The organism is Pseudomonas sp. UBT, from assembly GCF_050915955.1.
In the GTDB taxonomy this organism is placed as follows: domain Bacteria; phylum Pseudomonadota; class Gammaproteobacteria; order Pseudomonadales; family Pseudomonadaceae; genus Aquipseudomonas; species Aquipseudomonas antarctica_A.
Map to the genome: position 1 here is coordinate 76,838 of NZ_CP168080.1, position 20,969 is coordinate 97,806.

Annotated in this window: 20 protein-coding genes; 8 read left to right on the forward strand and 12 right to left on the reverse strand. The window is 62.0% G+C overall.

Annotated elements, in window-relative coordinates:
* Positions 1 to 5: 5 nt before the first annotated feature.
* A complete protein-coding gene (fahA, locus tag ACDZ94_RS23455) occupies positions 6 to 1,292 on the reverse strand; it encodes a fumarylacetoacetase (protein ID WP_064450831.1) in 1,287 nt (428 codons plus the stop codon).
* A gap of 3 nt (positions 1,293 to 1,295) precedes the next feature.
* Positions 1,296 to 2,579 carry a homogentisate 1,2-dioxygenase gene (gene hmgA, locus ACDZ94_RS23460; RefSeq protein ID WP_432751585.1) on the reverse strand — a complete coding sequence of 428 codons (1,284 nt, stop codon included), beginning with the start codon at positions 2,577 to 2,579 and terminating at the stop codon, positions 1,296 to 1,298.
* 120 nt (positions 2,580 to 2,699) lie between these two features.
* On the opposite strand from hmgA, the gene ACDZ94_RS23465 reads away from it, so the two are divergent.
* Positions 2,700 to 3,479: an IclR family transcriptional regulator gene (locus ACDZ94_RS23465; RefSeq protein ID WP_432751586.1), complete on the forward strand. Its 780-nt coding sequence runs from the start codon at positions 2,700 to 2,702 to the stop codon at positions 3,477 to 3,479.
* Position 3,480: 1 nt separating this feature from the next.
* On the opposite strand, the gene dacB is transcribed toward ACDZ94_RS23465, so the two are convergent.
* From dacB to ACDZ94_RS23515, 10 genes are all read right to left on the reverse strand, one after another.
* A complete protein-coding gene (dacB, locus tag ACDZ94_RS23470) occupies positions 3,481 to 4,938 on the reverse strand; it encodes a D-alanyl-D-alanine carboxypeptidase/D-alanyl-D-alanine endopeptidase (protein WP_432751587.1) in 1,458 nt (485 codons plus the stop codon).
* A 115-nt stretch (positions 4,939 to 5,053) separates the two neighbouring features.
* Positions 5,054 to 7,474 carry a TonB-dependent siderophore receptor gene (locus ACDZ94_RS23475; protein ID WP_432751588.1) on the reverse strand — a complete coding sequence of 807 codons (2,421 nt, stop codon included), beginning with the start codon at positions 7,472 to 7,474 and terminating at the stop codon, positions 5,054 to 5,056.
* 109 nt (positions 7,475 to 7,583) lie between these two features.
* Positions 7,584 to 8,519 carry a glutathione S-transferase family protein gene (locus tag ACDZ94_RS23480; RefSeq protein ID WP_432751589.1) on the reverse strand — a complete coding sequence of 312 codons (936 nt, stop codon included), beginning with the start codon at positions 8,517 to 8,519 and terminating at the stop codon, positions 7,584 to 7,586.
* Positions 8,520 to 8,594: 75 nt separating this feature from the next.
* Positions 8,595 to 8,870 carry a GIY-YIG nuclease family protein gene (locus ACDZ94_RS23485; RefSeq protein ID WP_025855645.1) on the reverse strand — a complete coding sequence of 92 codons (276 nt, stop codon included), beginning with the start codon at positions 8,868 to 8,870 and terminating at the stop codon, positions 8,595 to 8,597.
* A gap of 36 nt (positions 8,871 to 8,906) precedes the next feature.
* Positions 8,907 to 9,377, reverse strand: coding sequence for a nuclear transport factor 2 family protein (locus ACDZ94_RS23490; RefSeq protein ID WP_064454859.1), 471 nt, complete (start codon positions 9,375 to 9,377; stop codon positions 8,907 to 8,909).
* Positions 9,378 to 9,477: 100 nt separating this feature from the next.
* Positions 9,478 to 10,107 carry a DUF1120 domain-containing protein gene (locus ACDZ94_RS23495; RefSeq protein ID WP_432751590.1) on the reverse strand — a complete coding sequence of 210 codons (630 nt, stop codon included), beginning with the start codon at positions 10,105 to 10,107 and terminating at the stop codon, positions 9,478 to 9,480.
* Between the two features lie 95 nt (positions 10,108 to 10,202).
* Positions 10,203 to 10,832: a DUF1120 domain-containing protein gene (locus ACDZ94_RS23500; RefSeq protein WP_262667075.1), complete on the reverse strand. Its 630-nt coding sequence runs from the start codon at positions 10,830 to 10,832 to the stop codon at positions 10,203 to 10,205.
* Positions 10,833 to 10,927: 95 nt separating this feature from the next.
* On the reverse strand, positions 10,928 to 11,551 hold the full coding sequence (locus ACDZ94_RS23505; RefSeq protein ID WP_432751591.1) for a DUF1120 domain-containing protein: 624 nt from the start codon (positions 11,549 to 11,551) through the stop codon (positions 10,928 to 10,930).
* Between the two features lie 231 nt (positions 11,552 to 11,782).
* A complete protein-coding gene (locus tag ACDZ94_RS23510; protein ID WP_064450822.1) occupies positions 11,783 to 12,418 on the reverse strand; it encodes a response regulator transcription factor in 636 nt (211 codons plus the stop codon).
* Between the two features lie 208 nt (positions 12,419 to 12,626).
* Entirely contained in the window at positions 12,627 to 13,361 is a 735-nt protein-coding gene (locus ACDZ94_RS23515; protein ID WP_082895827.1) for a response regulator, read from the reverse strand.
* A gap of 554 nt (positions 13,362 to 13,915) precedes the next feature.
* Here ACDZ94_RS23515 and ACDZ94_RS23520 point away from each other — a divergent pair.
* The 7 genes from ACDZ94_RS23520 (at position 13,916) to ACDZ94_RS23550 (ending at position 20,963) form a co-directional block, all read left to right on the forward strand.
* Complete coding sequence (locus tag ACDZ94_RS23520) at positions 13,916 to 14,539, forward strand: DUF1120 domain-containing protein (RefSeq protein ID WP_407017809.1); 624 nt, start codon at positions 13,916 to 13,918, stop codon at positions 14,537 to 14,539.
* Between the two features lie 37 nt (positions 14,540 to 14,576).
* Positions 14,577 to 15,200, forward strand: a complete 624-nt coding sequence (locus tag ACDZ94_RS23525; RefSeq protein ID WP_407017810.1) for a DUF1120 domain-containing protein — start codon at positions 14,577 to 14,579, stop codon at positions 15,198 to 15,200.
* Positions 15,201 to 15,287: 87 nt separating this feature from the next.
* Positions 15,288 to 15,917: a DUF1120 domain-containing protein gene (locus ACDZ94_RS23530; protein ID WP_221293997.1), complete on the forward strand. Its 630-nt coding sequence runs from the start codon at positions 15,288 to 15,290 to the stop codon at positions 15,915 to 15,917.
* A gap of 2 nt (positions 15,918 to 15,919) precedes the next feature.
* Entirely contained in the window at positions 15,920 to 16,669 is a 750-nt protein-coding gene (locus ACDZ94_RS23535) for a fimbria/pilus chaperone family protein (protein ID WP_432751592.1), read from the forward strand.
* Between the two features lie 56 nt (positions 16,670 to 16,725).
* Entirely contained in the window at positions 16,726 to 19,182 is a 2,457-nt protein-coding gene (locus ACDZ94_RS23540; RefSeq protein ID WP_432751593.1) for a fimbria/pilus outer membrane usher protein, read from the forward strand.
* An 11-nt stretch (positions 19,183 to 19,193) separates the two neighbouring features.
* On the forward strand, positions 19,194 to 20,324 hold the full coding sequence (locus ACDZ94_RS23545; protein WP_432751594.1) for a DUF1120 domain-containing protein: 1,131 nt from the start codon (positions 19,194 to 19,196) through the stop codon (positions 20,322 to 20,324).
* 9 nt (positions 20,325 to 20,333) lie between these two features.
* A complete protein-coding gene (locus tag ACDZ94_RS23550) occupies positions 20,334 to 20,963 on the forward strand; it encodes a DUF1120 domain-containing protein (protein ID WP_221293993.1) in 630 nt (209 codons plus the stop codon).
* The last annotated feature ends 6 nt before the right edge of the window (positions 20,964 to 20,969 follow it).

The following is a 20,969-nucleotide window of genomic DNA, read 5'->3' on the forward strand; positions in this document are numbered from 1 at the left end:
CCCTCTTAGCGCGCCGCGACCACAGTGCCACGGCACTCGCCGAAGCCGATGGAGGCAAACCCTTCGCGGCTGCACCGGGCGCGCAGGATGATTTCGTCGCCGTCTTCGAGGAACTTGCGCACCTCGCCGGAGGCCAGTTCAATCGGCTTTTTGCCGCCTTCGGTAATTTCCAGCAGGCTGCCGAATTGCCCCGGCTGCGGGCCGGACAAGGTGCCCGAACCGAACAGATCACCGGCCTGCAACTGGCAGCCGTTGACGCTGTGGTGTGCAACCATTTGTGCCACGGTCCAGTACATGTGCTGGGTGTTACTCAACGTCAGGCGATGGGCCGGCAGGTTTTGCTCGCGCATCGAGGCGGTGGTCAGCAGCACTTCCAGTTCGATGTCAAAGCCGCCCGCGGCCTGGTCACGCGTGTCCAGCAGGTACGGCAGCGGTTGCGGATCGCCTTCGGGGCGTGCCGGTTGGGCTTTGCGGAACGGCGCCAGCGCTTCGGCCGTCACCACCCACGGCGAGATGCTGGTGATAAAGCTTTTGGACAGGAACGGGCCCAGTGGCTGGTATTCCCAAGCCTGGATATCCCGCGCCGACCAGTCGTTGAGCAGGCAGAAACCGGCGATATGCTCTGCGGCGTCACCAATCGCAATCGAGTCGCCCATGGCATTGCCCTGGCCGATCCAGATGCCCAGCTCCAATTCGTAATCCAGGCGTGCGCAGGGGCCGAAGGTTGGCTCGGTCTGGCCGGCGGGCAGCGTCTGGCCTTTGGGCCGGCGTACATCCGTGCCCGACGGGCGAATGGTCGAGGCGCGGCCGTGATAACCGATCGGCACGTACTTGTAGTTCGGCAGCAATGGGTTGTCGGGACGGAACAGTTTGCCGACGTTTTGCGCGTGTTCAATGCCGACATAGAAGTCGGTGTAATCGCTGATTTTCGCCGGCAGGTGCATCTGGCAATCGGCGGCGCGGTGCAGCACCTGCGCTTCACGGGTTTGCAGCTTGCTGCCTTCGGCGAGCAGCTCCAGCAGCCGCTCGCGCAAGGCCACGCGCGGGCCACGGCCCAGCTCGAAAAAGGCGTTCAGCTGGCCACCCACCGTCGCTTCAACTGCGCGACGGGCTTCACCGTCAAATTCGTCCAGCGCGGCATGCAGGTCGAGGATCGCGTCGCCAATGGCCACGCCGCTGCGCGGTGCCGAGCCGTTGATGCTGAACACACCCAACGGCAGGTTCTGCAACGGGAAATCACGGTGACCGTTGGCGGAGTCCACCCAGCTGCGGGTTAGCGTTGGTTGAGTCATGGGTTATCTCCGGTTCGGGTTGAAGGTGGCGGGCAGCGAGGCCCAGCACGCGTCGTAAGTGTTTTGCAGTTGCGGGCATTCCAGGGCGAACTGTGTGGGGCGCAGCACTTGGCTGGTCTCGAACATGAAGGCCATGGTGTTATCAATCTTGTGCGGCGCCAGTTCCACATTGATGGCCTTGGTGCACGTCTCGCCGTCCGGGCCATGGGCGCTCATGCAACTGTGCAGCGACGCACCACCGGGCAGGAAACCTTCGGCCTTGGCGTCGTAGGCGCCCTGGATCAGGCCCATGTATTCGTTCATCAGGTTGCGGTGGAACCACGGCGGCCGGAAGGTGTTCTCGGCCACCATCCAGCGCGGCGGGAAAATCACGAAGTCGAGGTTGGCCAGGCCATGCACGCTGGTGGGCGAGGTCAACACGGTGAAGATCGACGGGTCCGGGTGATCGAAACTGACGGTGCCAATGGTATTGAAGCGGCGCAGGTCGTATTTGTACGGCACGTTATTGCCGTGCCAGGCGACCACGTTCAGGGGCGAATGGTCCAGCTCACAGGCCCACAACTCGCCGAGGAACTTCTGTACCAGCGTGGTCGGTTTTTTGAGGCCTTCGTAGTGCGCGACCGGCGTCAGGAAATCACGCGGGTTGGCCAGGCCGTTGCTGCCGATAGGCCCCAGGTCCGGCAGGCGCAGCGGCGCGCCGTGGTTTTCGGCGACGTAGCCGCGCGCTTGGGCGTCCAGCAGTTCGACACGGAATTTAAGGCCGCGCGGCAGCACGACGATTTCCAGCGGCTCGAGGTCCAGTACGCCCAACTCGGTGGCGATGCGCAGCCGGCCCTGCTCGGGGACGATCAACAGTTCGCCGTCGGCGTTGAAGAACACCCGCTCCATGGAACGGTTGGCGCGGTAGTTATAGATGCTGATGCCTGAGGGGTTTGCAGACCCTGAGTTGGCCACCATGCCTACGAGCCCGTCGATAAAGTCCGTCGGCTCGGCGGGCATATCCAACGGGTTCCAACGCAGGCGATTCGGCGTCACAGCGCCCAACGGCCCACCAGCCAGTTGCCGTTCGAGCTTCACGAAAGCCGGGTGATTGGCCGATGGCTGAATGCGGTACAGCCACGTGCGCCGGGCTTCGCTGCGCACCATGGTGAAGGCGGTACCGGAAAACAGTTCGGTGTACAGGCCATAGGGCGCTTTTTGCGGGGAATTCTGGCCGACGGGCAGCGCGCCGGGCAGGGCTTCGCTGGCGAATTCATTGCCGAAGCCCGACAGGTAATCGAGGTTCATGGATCATCCTCAGTACGGAAGTTGTTTTTATCGTAATCCAGTTACGCATAACGTAATTTGATCACTATCGACCGTCAAGCTATAAAGACGCCCATTCATCTCTCGGATTCTCGCTCCCCCATGGAAAAGCCCCGCGACACCGGTAAACAGAAAGTCCGCTCGGCCGAAGTGGGCACCGATATCCTCAAGGCCCTCGCCGAACTGTCCCCGGCCACCTCGCTGTCGCGCCTGGCCGAGCACGTGCAGATGCCGGCGAGCAAGGTCCACCGCTATTTGCAGGCACTGATCGCCTCGGGGTTTGCCGAACAGAACACCGCCACCAACCACTATGGCCTGGGCCGTGAAGCCTTGCGCGTGGGCCTGGCGGCGCTGGGCAGCATGGATGTGTTGAAAGTCGGCGCCCTGCCCCTGGCGGAGCTGCGCGATGATCTGAATGAGACCTGCTTTTTGGCGGTATGGGGAAACCAGGGCGCGACCGTGGTGCACATCGAGCCGGCGGTGCGCGCTATCACGGTGGTGACGCAGTTGGGTTCGGTCTTGCCGCTGCTCAGCTCGTCCACCGGGTTGGTGTTCAGCGCTTATTTACCCTCGCGGGAGACCGTCGAATTGCGCGAGCGTGAGATCCAGGCCGGTATCGCCCATGCCCTGGCGGATGATCAGGCCTACGCCAGCGCGTGTGAACAGATCCGCAGCCGTGGCCTGCACTTTGTGCATGGCTTGCTGATGCCCGGCGTCGATGCATTGTCGGCGCCGGTGTTCAACGCAATCGGGCACGTGGCGGCGGTGATGACCGTGGTCGGCCCCACCTCGCTGTTCCACGCCGATGAAGATGGCCCGGCGGCGCAGCGCTTGCTGGCCGCGACCCGGGCCGTGAGTTGGCGGATGGGCTATCAACCCTGAATCAATCGTCCCAACGTGACAGGGCCAGCGCCACGCGGTTCTCCAGGCCCTTCACCTGCGCGCCGGCCACCACGTAGTTATTGGTCAGCATCGAGAACACCAACTGGCGCCCGTGAGCATCGGTGATGTAACCGCTCAATGACGACACGCCGCCCATGGAGCCGGTCTTGGCGTGCAGGTTGTTTTCAGCCGTTGTGCCGCGCAAGCGATAACTCAGGCTGCCGCCGGTCATGCGGTCGGTGTTGCCGGCAATCGGCAGCGCGTTGTACCAGGCGTTGAACCACGGCTGTTTGCTCGCAGCCAGCAGCAGGTCGGTGAGGTTTTGCGACGACACCAGGTTACGCCGTGACAGGCCGGAACCGTCGACCTGGCTCAGCGTTGCCGTGTCCAGCCCCTGGCGCTTGAGAAACCCGGCCACCGCCACCACACCCGCCGCCGCCGTGCCGCTATTGGCGGTCTTGCGGCCCATGGCCTTGAGCAGGGCTTCGGACATGTTGTTGTTCGAGAGTTTGAGCAGCGGCGTGATCAGTTCCTGCAACGGCGCCGACTGGTGCTCGGCCAACACCGTCGCCGTGGCCGGGCTGGCGCCGCCCATCACTCGACGCCCCAGCACCGTAATGCCCTGCTGCGCCAACGCCTGTTCAAACAGATTGGCCACCAGTTGCGTCGGCTCCCACACACTGACCAATTGTTCGCTTTGCCGCCCCGGTGCTACGGCGCCACTGAGCTGCAGCAGATTGGTGCCATGGCGGCGGTTGATGCCATAGGTATTGCCTGGCCCGCTGACGGCGCGGTTGCTCAATTGCAGGTAGTCGGTCGGCGGGAAGATATCGACATTCACCGGCTGGCCCACGCGCGCCGGCGCTTTGGCCGTGACCAGTACGCTGCCCGCATCAAAATCCGCGTTAGGTGACACGGTCAGCGCCGAAATCTGCGCGCCGTAGTAGGTGGTTTCGTCATCATGGGACCAATCGACACCCAGCCGCTCGGCGTCAAACCAGGTGTCGTCGAACACCAGGTCGCCCTGCACCTGGCGCACGCCCTGGCTGGCCAATTGCGCCGCAAGAGCCTGGTAGTCGGCGAACTGAATGGTCGGGTCGCCCAGGCCACGCAGGTACAAGTTGCCGGTCAGGCGGTCGCCCTGGCGGATGCCATTGCTCAGCAGTTGCGTCGCGAAGCGGTATTGCGGCCCCAGCACGTCCATGGCCGCAGCGGTGGTCAACAGCTTGAGGTTGGAGGCCGGCACCAGCCGTGTGCGTGGGTTGTGCTCGTAGAGCGTGGTGCCGCTGCGGGCGTCACGCACCAGCAGCGACACCGTGGCGCCGTGCAGCGCCGGGTCGGCCAGCAGTTGATTCAGGGTCGCCGGGGTGGACGTCGGCGAGACACTCGCACAGCCGCCCAGCAAAAAACTCAAGCCGACCAGCATCGCGCTGGTGTGTATCCATCTGCCCAACTGCATCAGTACCGTTTTCCCGCAAAGTCTTCAGTGGCGGCAACGCTACCAGCTCCTTAACTTTGTGGCGAGCGGGCTTGCCACAAACGCCCCGCTCGCGCCATAAAGCCCGCTTGACCGATTAAAACTGGAGGGTACTGGACACCGACACCTGCCGCGCATCGCCAAGCGAGACAAACACCCGGCTCGCGGCCGACGCGTAGTACGTGCGGTCGAACAGGTTCTTCACATTGAGCTGGAACTTGACCTTCTGCCCTTCGATTTTGGTGTCGTAGGTGGCAAACGCATCCGCGACGGTGTAGCCAGGCAGGTTGAAATCGTTGGCGGCATCGCCAGCGCGCTCACCGACATAACGCGCACCTGCGCCCACCCGCAGTTGATCGCCACCGAAAATATTGCCGAAGTCGTAGACCGCCGAGAGTGAGCCTGTGTGCTTGGCCACGTTTTGCAGGCGGTTGCCCTCAAGGGTCGGGTCTTTGTCCTTGGTGTCCAAGGCGTCGGTGTAGGCATAGCTGCCGATCATGCTCCACTGGTCGGTCAACTGGCCGCTGGCGTCCAACTCCAGGCCACGCGAACGCACTTGGCCGGCAATGCTGTAGACCGTGTTCGCGCCGGAACCCACCGACACCAGCACGTTGCGTTTGTCGATATTGAACAACGCTGCGCTGGCGGTAATACGCCCGGGGATGTCGAGCTTGGCCCCCAGCTCCCAGGACTTGGACTCCTCAGGCGTGAGGTCGCCGGTCAAGGTGCTGCCATCGGCCAAGGCGGCGATGGTGGAGTTGGGCTTGAACGACTCGGTGTAGCTGCCGTAGAACGACAACTCATCCGTGTAGCGGTACACCAGGCCGGCACGCGGCACCCAGGCCTGGCCATTGCCGTTGGTATTGGCCGTAAACGGCACGCCCTTGCCGGCGTACTGGTCGTACATCTGATAGCGCACACCGCCCACCAGAATCCATTGGTCGGTCAGGTGAATAGCGTCCTGGAAGAACAGCGAGTCGCTGCGCAGCAGGTCAGTCTGGGCGCTGTCCTTGGCGCTGACGGTGGTGCCTTCCACATCTTTGCCGTAGACCGGATTGAGGTAGCTGAATGCGCTGCGTTGCGCCTGGCGAATCAGGTCGGCGCGATAGATCTTGCGGTACTCATCGTCCAGGCCGAACACCAGATCATGCTGCATGCCACCGACGTTCACCTTGCCTTCCAGGCTCATCGTGGCGAAACGATCGGTGGTCAACGCGCCCCGCGTGCCGTCCATGCTGCGGGTCAGCGTGCCGTTAGGGTTAACCGACACAATGCGCACTTGGCTGGCGTCGTAGGTTTCGCGGTTCCAGCTGTAGCCGAAGTGCGCTTTCCAGTCGTCGTTCAAATCGTGGTCGACTTCCAGGCGGTACAGGTCGGAGCGGCCTTCCATATTGTTGAACGGCTCGTCCAGGCGACGCGTCGTGGGGATGTTCAGCGGATGGTTGGTCTTGGGGTCGATGGCGGTGCCACGGTCGAACGGCGAGAGGAATTCGCGGTGTTCATAGGCGAAGACCACCTTCGTTGTGTCGCCGTACCAGGCCAGGGACGGCGCCACCAACGTCTCGCGGTGGGTACCGAAATTGCGCCAGTAATCTTCGTCTTCATGGTCGACGATCAAGCGATAGGCCAGGCCGCTGTCACCGATGGGCCCGGTGGTGTCGAGGCTGCCGCCGCTGCCGTTTTTGCCGTTGCCGAACGTCGAGCCACGCGCGGTCAGGGAGGTGGATTGCACCAACTCGGGCTTTTTGCTGACGATATTCACCACGCCGCCCGGGTCCTGGATGCCGTACAGCAGCGATGACGGGCCCTTGAGCACTTCAACACGCTCGGCGGTGGCGTTCAACGCACGGCCCTGCACCACCGGCATGCCGTCCTGCATGATTGAGCCGTTACGGTTGTCGCCGAAACCGCGCAGCATCACCGCGTCCTGGGTGCTGGCCAAGGTGTTGGCCTGGGTGATGCCGCTGATATTGGCGAGGGCGTCATCGAGGTTGCGCGGGGTCTGGTCGCGCAGCACTTGGGCAGGCACCACGTTGACGGTTTGCGGGGTTTCCAACAGCAGGCCATGGGAACGCATCACTGAGCTGGTGGGCGGTGGCTGGTAGCTGGTGCTGTCCTGGGCCGGGCTGGCGCCGCTGATGGTGGTGGCGCCGAGGTTAACCGCGCCGTCAGTGGGCGCGGGCTCGAGGACCAGCGTGCGGGCGTCGATCTGGCGGAAGGTAAAGCCTGAATGACCGAGCAGGCGTTGCAGGGCCTGGGTCGCGCTCATCTGCCCGCTGACCGCCGGGGCGCTGAGGCCGTAGGGCGCTTCGTCGGTGTAGATCACGCTGATGCCGGTCACCCGGCTGAACTCGCTCAGGGCCTGGGGCAGCGGTTTGGCTGCCAGCGCAAAGTTGAATTGGGCGCTTTGCTGTTCCTGCGCCTGCGCCACGGCCAGGGGCAGCAACGCCAGCCCCGACACCGTCAATACCGAGGCTCCCAGCCACTGTTTTACCCAACCGCCCGCCGTCGACTTCATGCTGTGAGAACCCGTGTAGAAAACGCTGTTAATGCGAATTAATCGCAGTTTCAAGCACTACACGGTTGAGCGGTGGATTTACCTCACCTTTGTTTGCAAATATTTTTACTTATTGCGCTTGGATGCGAAAACCCAGGCGCGGGAAATGCACGTGCACGGTGCCCGCGCGCTCGTCGGTACGACGCAGGATCAGCTCTTCACGCCCGGCAAACAGCAGCTCTCCGGCCACCGGATCGGTGCCGTAGTCGGTGGCCGAAATAGTCACCTGTTGCCCGGGCTTGAAGCCGTTCAAGTCCTCGAACCGTTCGTCAGGCAAGACGGCAGGCGTGGCGTTGCGCGCCACTTCCAGCGCGTGTTCGGCAGTCATCTCACTGGCGGTGCCATGGCCAAAGCCCAGCACCCGGTCCAGCCAGGCGGCAACGGTCGGATACGCATCCACCAACGGCGCCGTCACCGAAGAGCCTTTGAGGAACCACAGCGGATGGGCCAGGGCAAAGTCGGCAATCGACGGTTCACCGAACAGGAAATCCCCAGCCTGGTGCTGCAATTGCTGATCGATGCGGCTGATGATCGCCGGCCATTGATGCCTGGCCTGGTCCAACTGCAAGCGGGCTGCGGTGCCGCCGCTGAACAACTTGCTGCGGTCGGCCACCAGCACCTGGAGCATTTGCGCGGGCACGTTGGCAAATTTCACGGCCAGGGATTCCGGCTGGAACACCAGCGCCACGGCATGGGAAAACACCACGGAGTCCGCCCAGGCGGCAAACCCTTGGGTGACCAGTTCCAGGCCTTGGGGAAACAGCGCCGGGGCGGCTTTTTCCTGTTCCAGGCGGCGGGCGATCAAGGCAGTGTCACAGTAGATATCGGCGCCGACTTGCAGCACGGGCGTCTTGCGATAGCCGCCGGTCAGGGCCGTCAAGTCGGGTTTTGGCATCACTGGCGAGATGCGTACGGAGTGCCAGGACAAGCCCTTTAACCCAAGCATCAGCCGGGCTTTTTCAGCGAAGGGTGATTGCGGGTAGTGGTGAAGGATCAACTCAGACATGCCAGGCTCCGCCCAATAAGTGAGCCACTAGCTTAGCCTGCAAAAACACGCGCGGGGGCGATGGGAACCCATCAGTCAAATCAATGAGCCGCTCGCCGCCAGGCACTCCTTGGCGCTTTTCTTCAATTTTTTGATCAGCCGTTCCTGGCGCAACGCCTCGCCCTTGCTCGCACATTGCTCGGTGTACACCAGCGCAACCGCCGGGCTGGACAAAAAGAACCGCGCGCCCTTGCCGCTCTGATGAGAAGCAAAACGGCGCACCGGGTCGTTGCTGATGCCGCAATACAGCGAGCCGTTGGCGGCGCGCACCAGGTAGACGAACCAGGGTTTGGGTTCAGGAAGATCAGTCACGGGTCTATTCGGCAAACCAGAAGAGCGCCAATCTTATCAACGACCAGCCTGGAATGCCTTCAAGCCTTTAAGCGCCTGGGCACGCACGGCGTTTTTCAGCGCAGGCGACCAGCCCAGCAACAGCCCCTTGAGGCCCAACGCCTGGCGCGACCAACGCCACAGATCGAAATGGTCATGGTGCTCGCAGATCTTGCCATCACGGAATACAAAGCGTGCGCCGATATCGTTGACCACCGTATTGCCGGTGGCGCTGAACAGGTACGTCGCCACCCAATGCGCGCTGCCGGTGGTTTCGTCACTGCGTACATGGTCGAACGTCAGGGAAAAGTCCTTGGCCCGCGTAGTGAGCATGCGCCACATGTCCCCGGCATCACGGCCACGCAGCTCGCCGAAGGCCGGGTCGCTGAACACCACGTCGTCGGTGTAACAGGCGGCCATGGCGTCGGCGTCCAGGCGTTGGAAGGCACTGTAGAACTCGGTGATCAGGGCGTTGTGGGCATCACTCATGGGCAGGTTTCGCACGGTGGTCAGGGGTGCTGAACGATAGTCCGCGCGGCGGTGGAAAGCCATGGCTATTCGCCTTGGGAATGAGTGATGCCCGGTGGGGTTAGAGGTAGACGACGTCGATTGTGGCGCTGCCGTCTATCTGGATTTCTTCGGTAATCGGCAGAGTGTTCTTGTCCATGAGGGTGGTGTAAACCTCCAGATCGACCTTGAGGGTCGTCAACGGCATGGGGTTCCAACCCGTGCCCTGGGCAGTGCGCATCCGGCCCACTCCCCAGTACGTATTATCCGCAAACCTCCAGGACTCACCATCATCGGATTCGATAACGGAGCGCGTTATATCGTCAGCGATAGCATTGCGCGTTACCAGCATGTACCAACCGATCTTTTCACCGCCACTCGCCAGGCCCAAACCAAAATATTCCGGATAATCATAAAAGGTAGAGCCCGCCCGGTTATCCGTCGGTTTGACAGCCATCAACATCGCCGCATTACAGCTAACCACCAACTGCAGCGTCACCTTTGGCAGGTGCTTGTTACCTGCATCAGGAAAGTCCTGAGCCGAGATTTTGCCGTGATCCACCATACCGTTATTGGACAAGGTTGGCGTACACGCCGACGGCGTTATCACCCCGACAACACCGAGGTCCACGCTGGACGCGGCCATCACATTGGAAATACCTGCCAGCAAAAAAGCAGCCGTTATAAGTACACGAGAGGGTTGCATAGTCATGCTCACTTTCGGTCGATAATTAACTGGCCAAACAGACGCGCAGAAGCGCGCTGCCGGCCTGTCAGTTCGACGCAACTAATTGGATGCCGGCGGGGTTAGAGGTAGACGACGTCCAGCGTGGCGCTGCCGTCTATCTGGATTTCTTCGCTAATTGGCAGAGTGTTTTTGTCCAAGAGGGTTGTCTCTACAGACACATCTGCCTTGAAGGTCGTCAACGGCAACGGCGCCCAGCTCGCGCCTTTGACCGTACGCATCACACCTACCCCCCACCACGTATTCTCTGCATCCATCCACTGGCCTTGAACGAAGTCGATCAAGGCAGCAGGCGTATCGTCAGCGGTAGCATTGGCCACTAGCAGGTGGTACCAACCGATATTTTTATTACCGCTCGCCTGGCCCAAACCAAAAAAGTCCCCATAAGGATTCACATGCACTGAGCCGGCACGGTTATCCGTAGGCTTGACAGCCATCAACATCGGCGCATTGCAGGTCACCACCAACTGCAGCGTGACCGTGGGCAGTTGCTTGTTACCTGAATCTGGAAAGTCCTGAACGGAGATTTTGCCGTGATCCACCACACCGTTATTGGACAAGGTTGGCGTACACGCCGACGGTGTTATCACCCCGACAACACCGAGGTCCACGCTGGACGCGGCCACCACATTGGAAATACCCGCCAATAACAACGCAGCAGTTATAAATACACGAGAGGGTTGCATAGTCATGCTCACTTTCGGTCGATTATTTACAGGTTAAACAGGCGCACAGGAGCGCGCTGCCGGCCTGTCAGTTCGACGCAACTAATTGGATACCGGCGGGGTTAGAGGTAGACGACGTCCAGCGTGGCGCTGCCGTCTATCTGGATTTCCTCGGAAATTGGCAGATTGTTCTTGTCCACGAGGGTGGTCTGCACCTCCAGATCTGCCTTGAAGGTGGTCAACGGCAAGGGAGCCCAGCCCGCGCCTTTGACTGTGCGCATCATGCCAGCCGCCCAATACGTATTATCGGCCTCCCACCAGTACTTACCATCATCGGAGTCGATAAAGGCACCCGGTGTGTCGTCAGCGCTAGCATTGTATGTTACCAGTTGGTACCAACCGATCTTTTCACCGCCGCTTGCCAGGCCCAAACCAAAATATTCCGGCCAACTATAAGGTGCTGTACCGGCGCGGTTATCCGTAGGTTTGACGGCCATCAATATCGGCGCATCACAGGTCACCACCAACTGCAGCGTCACCTTTGGCAACGCCTTGTTGCCCGACTCGGGAAAGTCCAGAACCGAGACTTTCCCATGGTCCACCACCCCATTATTGGACAAGGTTGGCGTACACGCCGACGGCGTTATCACTCCCACTACACCGAGGTCCACACTGGACGCGGCCATCACATTGGAAACACCCGCCAACAAAAGCGCAGCCGTTATAAGTACACGAGAGGGTTGCATATCAATGCTCACTTTCGGTCGATTATTAGCAGGTTAAACACACGCACAGAGGCACGCCGCCAACCTGTAAGTTCGACTCAACTAATAAACCAGGAATGTTATACCCCCCACCACACTCATGGCAGGGCGACCGTGACAAGTTAAAGAATTGTTAGTTCAAACTACATACAAGTAATACGAATCCTGGTCGCTGCGCTTTTACGTGATGAGTCGTCATAAAACTGCAACTTTCTACGGCACCATCCCCGCCGCACGCGCATACGCGAACAAGTCCACATCCGTCGAGATGCACAGCCGTTGCATGGCCGTGCTTTTCTGCTTGCTGATTGTGGAAATACTGCGATTGACCCGTGCCGCGATCTGGCTGACGGTCATGCCGCTGGCCAGCATGCGCACCACCTCGCGCTCCTTACCGGACAACTGCGGCTGTTGCGACTGATCGCCTGCACCCGCTTCCACCAGTTGCTCGCGCAGGCACTCACTGGCAAAGGACTGGCCCGCACACACCGCCTTGATGGCGAGGGGTAACTCCTTGGCCGAGGCTTTTTTAGCCACGATGGCTCGGGCGCCATGAGCAAAAGAAGCGCGCAAGGTGGCGATATTGGCAAACATCGTCACCAGAATCACCGGCAACTCCGGGTACTGGCGATGCAACAGGCTCAGCAACGAGTAACCGTCGGGCTGCTGACCGCCGGGCATGGCGAAGTCAGTCACGAGTACGTCGCAAGGGATCTCAGCCAACAAGCTGAGCAGCTCATCGGGACCGCCGGCCTCACCGACCACTTTGCATTTACCGCCCGCCTCAATCACCACCCTTTGCCCGATACGCACGAGGGGATGATCGTCAGCAATAATTACACGAAGCATAGCTACCCACGGATGATGGCAAATTGAATTCGCGCAAAATACCCCCACCGGCGCTCATCAACAACCGCCCGGCGGAGGCACTTTTCAGCCGCGCCCAATGCCAGATAGCGGACGACTTTAAACTTACAAAATAAAAGGAAACTACCCACATCCAAAAACTACAGTTCAACGGTATTAATTCCTACAGCGCAGCCCACCCAGTGAAGCGTCATAGCGTGCTCACATAAGCGAAGTAACGTTTGAGGTCATGTTCAAACGCCTCCAGCCTGGACAGGTTCGCCCCCACGCCCTGTGTGCGGACCCGCTCAATCAGCACACCCCCCCGCGCCTCCAGATCGTCGCAGCCTAAAAACGCCAGGCTTCCCAACAGACGGTGCAGCCGCTCAGCCGCGACCTGGGTGTCAGATGCAATGCGCGCTTGGGCCAGGGCCGCACAGTCCTTGCGAGCTTCGCGCAGCAGGCTGCCGAGCATCAGGTTCACCACGTGTTCGCTGCCGAAGGTCTGGATCATGTCCGCTCGAGTTGGCCAGCCCCTTGAGCTGCCGGACTCGGGCGGCGACATGTTGCAAGGCGGCCCGGGCAGCCAACACCCAAGCACCTCGTACAGGTGTGCAAATGTCAGAGGTTTGAGCAGCCAGGCGTCCATTCCGGCATCGCGGCAACGCCGGGGATCATCGAGCCGCAGGCTGGCGGTAAGCGCGATGATCGGAACCCGTCGGTGGCCGTTCGCCTGCTCATGAAGGCGTATCGCGCGGGCCAGGGCATAGCCGTCCATGAGCGGCATATGGCAGTCGGTAATCACCAGGTCAAAGCGTGTGCGCGTGATGGCGGCCAAACCTTCACAGCCATCCCCGACCACCTCGTGGCCCAGCCCGAGCTTTTCCAGAAACCAGCCCAACAGCGCCCGATAGGCCGGGTGATCTTCCGCCACCAGTACCGCCATGTGTTTCCAGTGATCCGGGGGGCACAAATGCAAAGGAACGTGCTGCGAAGAGACATCGCTCGAAAGCACTCTCGCTCACCTCGTTGTGGTTGTCGGTGGTGCAGCGCCCGTGGTCCAGGAACATCGCATGGGACGGGGTGAGGAGCGCTGACGCGACAATCAAAGGCAGAGCACTTTTGCAGCGCCCTTCTGACGCACAAATGACCGCCATCGCAAAGAGAACCTATCTCTTCAAATGTGTGCTTGGCGATACAACAACTACGAAACTGACTGTTTACCTACATTTGTCTGTTCATTTATCTGACATAAATCAGTCCTTTTTCCCTCCCCGACACCATTGTCGTAATAGTTGCATGTCACCGGCGCCAGCCCGTCGCTAGATTACTGCCCACTCTTGCCAGGGACGGTTCGCCGCCCGCGAGCAGTCCTGAAACATATGAAAGCCGCCTTGCCTGCGTCGACACCTTAAGCGGGTGCCACCACGGCGTGACTCAACAGGCCGGCGCGTACTTGAACGACGGGTAAACCCCCTCTAACCCACAGGATGTGAAGCTATGGTTCGACCCCTCTCTACTCTCGCCGCGACACTGCTGATTATCGGCGCCGGCCCGGTATTGGCCGCCAGTAATACGGACTTGAGCGTCAGCGGGATCATCACCCCCGCGTCCTGCACGCCGACCTTGTCCGACGGCGGCATCGTCGACCACGGCAAGCTGACGGCCAGGGACCTGAACGCGGACACGCCCACCAGCCTGCCAGTCGCGGAAATGAGCCTGCAGGTGCAGTGCGAAGGGCCGACATTTTTTACCCTGACCACCGTGGACAGCCGCGCCGGCAGCGCAGCGCTCAACCCCGCGCACCAAGGGCTGGGCATGGTCAACGATGACCAGAAACTCGGCAATGTGGCGTTCGGGCTGTTCGACCCGGTGGCCGACAGCGTGCCGGTGCAGGCCATTTTGTCGCGCGACGGCGGCGCGAGCTGGTACCCCTCTTCGTACCTGGGCCACACCGCCTTGAGCTCGTTCGCCCCCGCGAGCGGCCCCTACGCACCGATGGCCCTGCAAACCCTGAGCGCACGGCTGCGGGCGTTCACCACGATCGCGCCCGCCTCCGGCCTGACCTTGCTCGACGAGGTGCCCATCGACGGCCTGGCCGTGATGCAACTCAAGTATTGGTAAGCCCTTTTTCTCGTCTCCCTATTCAGGAACCCACACCATGAACACCGCATTCAAATCCGCAATTACCGCCCTGTTGCTGCTCGGCAGTGCCAACGCATTGGCCGCATCCAGTGTCGACCTGACGGTCAAGGGCCTGATTACCCCAAGTGCCTGCACCCCGGCGCTGTCCAACGGCGGGGCCGTGGACTACGGCAAGATTTCGGCCCAGGACCTGAACATCGACACGCCGTTCTATCTGCCCCGCCAATCCGTGCAACTCGTCGTCACCTGTGACGCCACCACTCAGATAGCCCTGGAGGCCAAGGACAACCGCGAAGGTTCGGACTACACGAACGACAAGATGTTTTTCGGCCTGGGCCTGATCAACGGTACCGAAAAGCTCGGAGCCATGGAGCTATGGCTGGTGTCGGCGCTGGCCGACGGTGTATCGGTCGACGTCATCGGTTCCCAAGACGAGGGTAACAACTGGATCGGCTGGGAAAACATGGGCCGCGACGTCATTAACTCAGTCGCGCTCACCGGCAGTTCGGCTCCCATCCCGGTACAGAACCTCACCGCAGAGTTGGTCGTGCAGTCGAGAATTGCCCCCTCTAGCGGCCTGACCCTCACCAACGAAGTCGCCATCGACGGCTCGGTGACTATCACCGTGCGCTACTTGTAACGGCCTCCAGATCGCACAACGGCAGGCCTTCACGCCTGCCCTTGTCGTGTACTCAACACTGAACCAGGCAACCGGTGAACCTCCCCCATGAAGCACTTCTCTTCACGCCTTCTTGCCCTGTTTTACCTGCTCGGCGCCAGCTCGCTGGTATTGGCATCGTCCAGCACCGAGCTGAACGTCAGCGGCCTGATTACCCCCAGTGCCTGCAACACGACCTTGTCGGCCGACGGTATCGTCGACCACGGCAGGGTGCCGGCGCGAAGCCTCAACCAGTACGAGTTCAGCGTCCTGCCCACTCAAGAACTCGACCTGAATGTGAGCTGCAACGAAGCCGTGCTGTTCGTGTTGGTCGGCGTGGACAATCGCGCCGACTCTTCCCTGGGGCCGGGGTTTTATTACGGCCTGGGCACCAATATGCATGCGCCCACCGAACGGCTGGGCACTATTGCCCTGGCCTTTCGCGAGGCCATGGGTGACGGCGAGCGCGTACTCGTACTGGCTTCCAGCAACAAAGGCGAGACCTGGTTCCCCGAGTCCAATGCCTTCCCGAACAACTATATGGGGTTCGCCCGCCCAGGCACGCTGGTGCCGGAGCCCCATCGCCTGGTGAACGCCACCCTGCAAATCAATACGTCCATCAATGCCGCCGCCTATTTGACCCTCGATCAGGAAGTGCCGCTGGACGGTTCCATCGTGCTTGACCTGAGGTATTTGTGACCATGACTGCCCTGCCCTTTTTCACCCGAGCCTTCACCTTCGCTCGCCTTGCAGGTTTGTACTTCGCTGCGCTGGCGCTGGCGCTGGCGATCAGCGCCCCTGAGTGGGTACTCGCCGACGGCATGGTGCCCGACACCTCGGTGGTCATCGTCAACGAGGCCGATGGCGAAGCCTCGGTTACCGTGACCAACACCGACGACAAGCTGGCCCTGCTGCACGTAACGCTGGAAGACATTCCCGAAGACACGGCGACGCTGCTGTTTGTCACCCCGCCTTTGGCCAGGGTCGAACCGGGCAAGAGCCAGCTCATCCGCTTCATCCTGCAATCGCCCGAGCCGTTGACCACCCAACGCTTGAAACGGGCGATATTCGAAGGCATGCCCCAAGGCCGCTCGACGGCCCAGGCCGGGCACGCACAGGTGGGCGTGACGGTGCGCCAGAACCTGCCAGTGATCCTGCACCCCAAGGGCCTGGCGCCCAACCGCACACCCTGGACCGGATTGGAGTGGCGCCTGAACAGCCACCAATTGAGCGTGCACAACCCGACCCCTTATGTGGTTCGCATGGCCCAGGAACTGCGGCTGCTGCCCGGCAGCGGTTCGGCCTTGTTGCCGCGCACCTATGTGCTGCCGGGTGAAACCCTGAACGTGACGGTTACCGGCACGGGCACCGACGCCAACCGCGTGCAGATGCAACCGGCCACGGTGTACGGCTTTGCCGTGGCGCCTTACGAAGCACCGATCACCCTATAAAAAAGAGTGGCTTGCCAAAGCCACCAACACTTGAGTACGACCTTGTGAGCACAGCAATGACTGATCGCGACGGCAGCGCCGCGCCTGGCGTTTCACCCCACCGCGCACGCAAACTACTGACGGGGCTGGCGCTGACCCTGGGTGGCGCACTGCCGTGCGAGGCGGTGCTGGCGGATGAGATGCTGATCGCCGGTTCCTTCGACCCCCAGACGCTGTCCCGGCGCGGCATCGACCCGGAGCTGGCCAACCTGTTGCTGCAAGCCCCGCGTTTTGCAGCAGGACGGCATGCCGTCAACCTGAGTATCAACGGCCAGCGCCGTGGGCGAGTGGATGTGGAGTTCGACCGCCAGGGCGGCCTTTGCTTCAACCGTGCCCTGCTGGATGCGGGCAACCTCACCGTGCCCGATGACGATGGCGCGCCCACCTGCCAGCGTTTTATCGAACGCTACCCGCAAACCGTGATCGAGCAAGACCCGGCAGGCCTGGGCCTGGCCCTGGTGGTGCCGACCGATGCACTGCGCCCCGCCCAGCAGGACATCTCTGGCTACCAGACCGGCGGCAACGCCTTCCTGCTCAATTACGACCTGACCGGCCTCTACAACGAGTTTGGCGATAACAGCAGTCGCTTCGGTTCGGCCAACACCGAGGTCGGCTTCAACGCCGGCGACTGGATCGTGCGCAGTCGGCAGGTGAAGACCTGGCAGGACAGCAGTTCGCGCACCACCCACCTGGACGCCTACGCCCAGCGCACGTTTGCCGAGCAACAGGCGGTGTTGCAGGCAGGGCAAATCAGCCTCTACAACCCGGTACTGGCCGGTACGCAGATCACCGGCGCCCAAGTGCTGACCGAAACCGCGCTGCAAGACCAGAACCAGGGCGCGACCATCACCGGTATCGCCAACAGCCCGGCCCAAGTGGAGATCCGTCAGAACGGCGCGTTGATCCACTCCACCGTGGTGCCGGCCGGGCCGTTTGCCCTCACCGATGTACGACGTTTGAACAGCCGCTCCGACGTGGAAGTCACGGTCAAGGAAACCACCGGCGAAGAGCGCCGCTTTACCGTGCCCGCTGCCATGCTCGGCCTGGGCTTGCCGGCGCCGGGCTATTCGGTGGCCGCCGGGCGCGTGCGCCAGATCGGTGACAGCGACGGCCGCGAACCCTGGGTAATCAGTGCGGGTTGGAGCGGCCCGCTGCACCCGCAACTCAGCGTCAGCGCCGGCGGGCTGGTGGCGGATGCCTATCGCTCGGCGGGTGCGAGCCTGGGGTGGTTGCCCTGGCAAGACAGCCAATTGCAGTTCTCGGCGCAGGCGGCACAAGCCAGCCCCAAGCGCGAGGGCACAGAGCGCGGGGTGCAGACCGACCTGTCCTGGTCCCAGCGTTTGAATGACAGCTGGTCGGTTGGCACCGCAGGGTCGTGGCGCTCCCAGGGTTACCGCGACCTTGAGGACTCAACCTACGTCGGCAATAGCCAGGATCAACAACGTACGCGCTACCGCGACCAGCAAAGCCTGACCGCATCCTGGACACATCCGGCGTTGGGTGCGTTCAGCGCCGGCGTCTCGCGCACGGCCTCGTATAACGGTGAAAGCAGCAGCCGCGCGCTGGCGTCCTGGGGCACCAGCTTTGGCCGTGTCTCGGTATCAGCCAGTGCCGAATGGCAAGTGGGCGGTCGCCAGCAACATGACGACAGCCTTTACCTGAACATCAGTGTGCCGCTGGGTGAAAGCCGACGCGGTCGTGCCTGGGCACGTAACACCGGCGGTGAACATCGCCTCGGTGCAGGCGTGAGTGAGCAAATCAACGACCAACTGAGCTACCGGGTAGGCGTGGAACGCGACAGCCGTGACCGTGAAGTGGAGTCGTCGTTCGGCGTGTCGGCGCTGCCGTGGTACAGCCAGCTGGATTTCAACTACACCCGCAGCGACGACGAGCGTACCAGTTATCAAGGGGGCGCTCGCGGTGGGGTGGTGGTACATGGCGACGGCGTGACCTTCTCGCCGTATCCGGTGCGCGACACGTTTGCCGTGATGTCGGTGGGCGAGATGGCCGGGATCAAAGTCACCACCCCAAGCGGCCCGGTATGGACCGACTGGCAAGGCCAGGCGGTGGTGCCGCAAGTCAGCCCTTACGGTCGCAGCCCGGTGGAGGTGCAGACGCGTTCGTTGCCGCGCAACGCCGATATCCACAACGGCCTGGCGGTGATCGCCGCCGGGCGCGGGGCGGTCGACAAGGTGCACTTCGGCGTGGCCCTTACCCGTCGTGCGCTGCTGAACGTGATCACCGATAACGGCCAACCGTTGCCACGCGGGGCGACCGTGAGCAGCGCCGACGGCGAGTTCATTACGCTGGTGCAGGAAGGCAGCCAAGTGTTCCTGCCCGATGTGCTCGACCCACGCCCCCTGTGGATCAAGGCGCCGGGGCAGCCACGTTGCCACCTGGACTTTGAACTGCCGAAAGACGCTGACCCAGAGGTGTATTTCGAAACCGCACCGGCCCGGTGCCGCCAGCCATGAGGACTTTCACCATGGGCCTGAAACACACGTTGTATCCCTTGGGTTTTGTGCTGCTGAGCAGCGGCGCGTGGGGCGCCGAAGAATGCCAGCTCAACCTGAGCCAGGCGCAGTTGGACTTTGGCCTGATGAACCGCGCCGTGGCGTTGGTCCCCGCGCCCGAACGCTTGCTGGGGGAGCGGCGTATCAGCCTGACGCTGAACTGCCCGCAGCCCACCGACATGAGCGTGTTTTATCGCGGGCTGGGCGCAGGGCTCGAGCGCTTTCGTTTTACCGAACTCGGCAGCTACGGCCTGCGCATCAGCGAAGCGGTGCTGGACGGCCAGGCGGTGGACCTTGGTTTGATTGCGGGCCAGGGCCAGCCGCCCGCCACCGTCAGCGCCCAACTGCCCTGGCAACCGGACCATGGCATCGTGCCGATGCGCGGAGGCGTCGCGGTGAGCGGACGCAACTTGTCGGTGCAGATCGACGCCAGCGCCTGGGCCCGCGAGGACGCCGCGCGCGTGCGCGACGCCGTGACGTGGGACACCGCCGGGCTGTTCGACGCCCTCGCTGCGGGCCGCTCGCGGGAACTGCGCCTGCAAGCGCGCTTTGCGCCGGCGGCGTGTACGCCCACCCTGTCCAACGGTGGCCATGTGGCGCTGGGCAAGCTGTCGGTCAGCGACCTGAATCTCGACAAGGAAACCGCCCTGGCCTCACGCGCCTTGTCGCTCAGTGTGACCTGCGATGCGCCGACCGCCTTTGCGGTGCGCATGCAGGACAACCGCGAGGGTTCGGCCACCGGTATCGCCGATGAAAGCACTTACGGGCTGGGCCTGGACGCTCGCCAGCAGAAGATCGGCCGCTATCGGTTGTTGTTCGACCCGACGCGCACCACTGCCGACAGTTTCACCCAGGTTTTTCAAACCGACTCCGCCACCGGCGCACTGCCATGGAGTGGCGCCAGTACAGGCGTCGCTGCCGTCGGCGCCAATCGCTACCTGGGTTTTGGCGCTACGTCCGGCAGCACCAGCGGCCCCAGTGCCATTCAAACGCTCAACACCACGCTGAGCCTGGAAGCGGTCATTGCGCCTCTGGGCTCGCTGGATTTGAGCAATCAGGTGCTGCTGGATGGCTCGGGCACTCTCGAAATTCACTATTTATAGGAGCACACCATGAAACCCTTTCTGATCTCTCTGGCCACCTTTGCCTGCCTGGTCACAGGCTTGCCGGCCCAGGCAGCTTCCAGCGTTGACCTGAACGTTTCAGGCCTGATCACCCCCAATGCCTGTGCACCCAGCCTGTCCAATGGTGGCGTGTATGACCTGGGCAAAATTGCCGCCAGGGACCTGAGCGTCGATGCCCCCACCCAGTTGCCTGCTCACGGCCTGCCACTGGCAATCAACTGCGACGCGCCGACCTTGTTGGCCCTGGAGCCAAGGGATAACCGCCTCGGCTCCAATTACGACGACGTCAATCTGGGAGCTACATTCGGCCTGGGTCTGATCAACGGCAACCAAAAGCTTGGCTCCACGAGATTGGGCATCCATTCGATCGTGGGCGACGGCGTCGAAATGTACCCCCTGGGCTCTACAGACTCCTCCAGTTGGTCGCCGACAAGCATTCTGTCGCCACACTTCCTTACCGCCTTCACGCCCATCAGGGCAGGCAATGCCCCGGCGCCGGTACAACAGCTGACTGCCGTTGTGTCTATCGAGCCAAGCATCGCCCCGGCCAACACACTGCTGCTGACCGAAGAAGTGCCCATCGACGGGTCCGTGACCCTGACCGTGAAGTACCTTTAGGAACTG

Excerpts from the sequence above, each read along its gene's own strand:
- ACDZ94_RS23550 (WP_221293993.1), top strand. The coding sequence starts at position 20,334 with ATGAAACCCTTTCTGATCTCTCTGGCCACCTTTGCCTGCCTGGTCACA.
- ACDZ94_RS23500 (WP_262667075.1), bottom strand. The coding sequence starts at position 10,832 with ATGACTATGCAACCCTCTCGTGTATTTATAACTGCTGCGTTGTTATTG.
- ACDZ94_RS23535 (WP_432751592.1), top strand. The coding sequence starts at position 15,920 with ATGACTGCCCTGCCCTTTTTCACCCGAGCCTTCACCTTCGCTCGCCTT.
- ACDZ94_RS23495 (WP_432751590.1), bottom strand. The coding sequence starts at position 10,107 with ATGACTATGCAACCCTCTCGTGTACTTATAACGGCTGCTTTTTTGCTG.
- ACDZ94_RS23505 (WP_432751591.1), bottom strand. The coding sequence starts at position 11,551 with ATGCAACCCTCTCGTGTACTTATAACGGCTGCGCTTTTGTTGGCGGGT.
- fahA (WP_064450831.1), bottom strand. The coding sequence starts at position 1,292 with ATGACTCAACCAACGCTAACCCGCAGCTGGGTGGACTCCGCCAACGGT.
- ACDZ94_RS23515 (WP_082895827.1), bottom strand. The coding sequence starts at position 13,361 with ATGGCGGTACTGGTGGCGGAAGATCACCCGGCCTATCGGGCGCTGTTG.
- ACDZ94_RS23520 (WP_407017809.1), top strand. The coding sequence starts at position 13,916 with ATGGTTCGACCCCTCTCTACTCTCGCCGCGACACTGCTGATTATCGGC.
- ACDZ94_RS23545 (WP_432751594.1), top strand. The coding sequence starts at position 19,194 with ATGGGCCTGAAACACACGTTGTATCCCTTGGGTTTTGTGCTGCTGAGC.
- ACDZ94_RS23530 (WP_221293997.1), top strand. The coding sequence starts at position 15,288 with ATGAAGCACTTCTCTTCACGCCTTCTTGCCCTGTTTTACCTGCTCGGC.
- ACDZ94_RS23540 (WP_432751593.1), top strand. The coding sequence starts at position 16,726 with ATGACTGATCGCGACGGCAGCGCCGCGCCTGGCGTTTCACCCCACCGC.
- ACDZ94_RS23490 (WP_064454859.1), bottom strand. The coding sequence starts at position 9,377 with ATGAGTGATGCCCACAACGCCCTGATCACCGAGTTCTACAGTGCCTTC.
- ACDZ94_RS23465 (WP_432751586.1), top strand. The coding sequence starts at position 2,700 with ATGGAAAAGCCCCGCGACACCGGTAAACAGAAAGTCCGCTCGGCCGAA.
- dacB (WP_432751587.1), bottom strand. The coding sequence starts at position 4,938 with ATGCAGTTGGGCAGATGGATACACACCAGCGCGATGCTGGTCGGCTTG.
- ACDZ94_RS23480 (WP_432751589.1), bottom strand. The coding sequence starts at position 8,519 with ATGTCTGAGTTGATCCTTCACCACTACCCGCAATCACCCTTCGCTGAA.
- ACDZ94_RS23475 (WP_432751588.1), bottom strand. The coding sequence starts at position 7,474 with ATGAAGTCGACGGCGGGCGGTTGGGTAAAACAGTGGCTGGGAGCCTCG.
- ACDZ94_RS23510 (WP_064450822.1), bottom strand. The coding sequence starts at position 12,418 with ATGCTTCGTGTAATTATTGCTGACGATCATCCCCTCGTGCGTATCGGG.
- ACDZ94_RS23525 (WP_407017810.1), top strand. The coding sequence starts at position 14,577 with ATGAACACCGCATTCAAATCCGCAATTACCGCCCTGTTGCTGCTCGGC.
- hmgA (WP_432751585.1), bottom strand. The coding sequence starts at position 2,579 with ATGAACCTCGATTACCTGTCGGGCTTCGGCAATGAATTCGCCAGCGAA.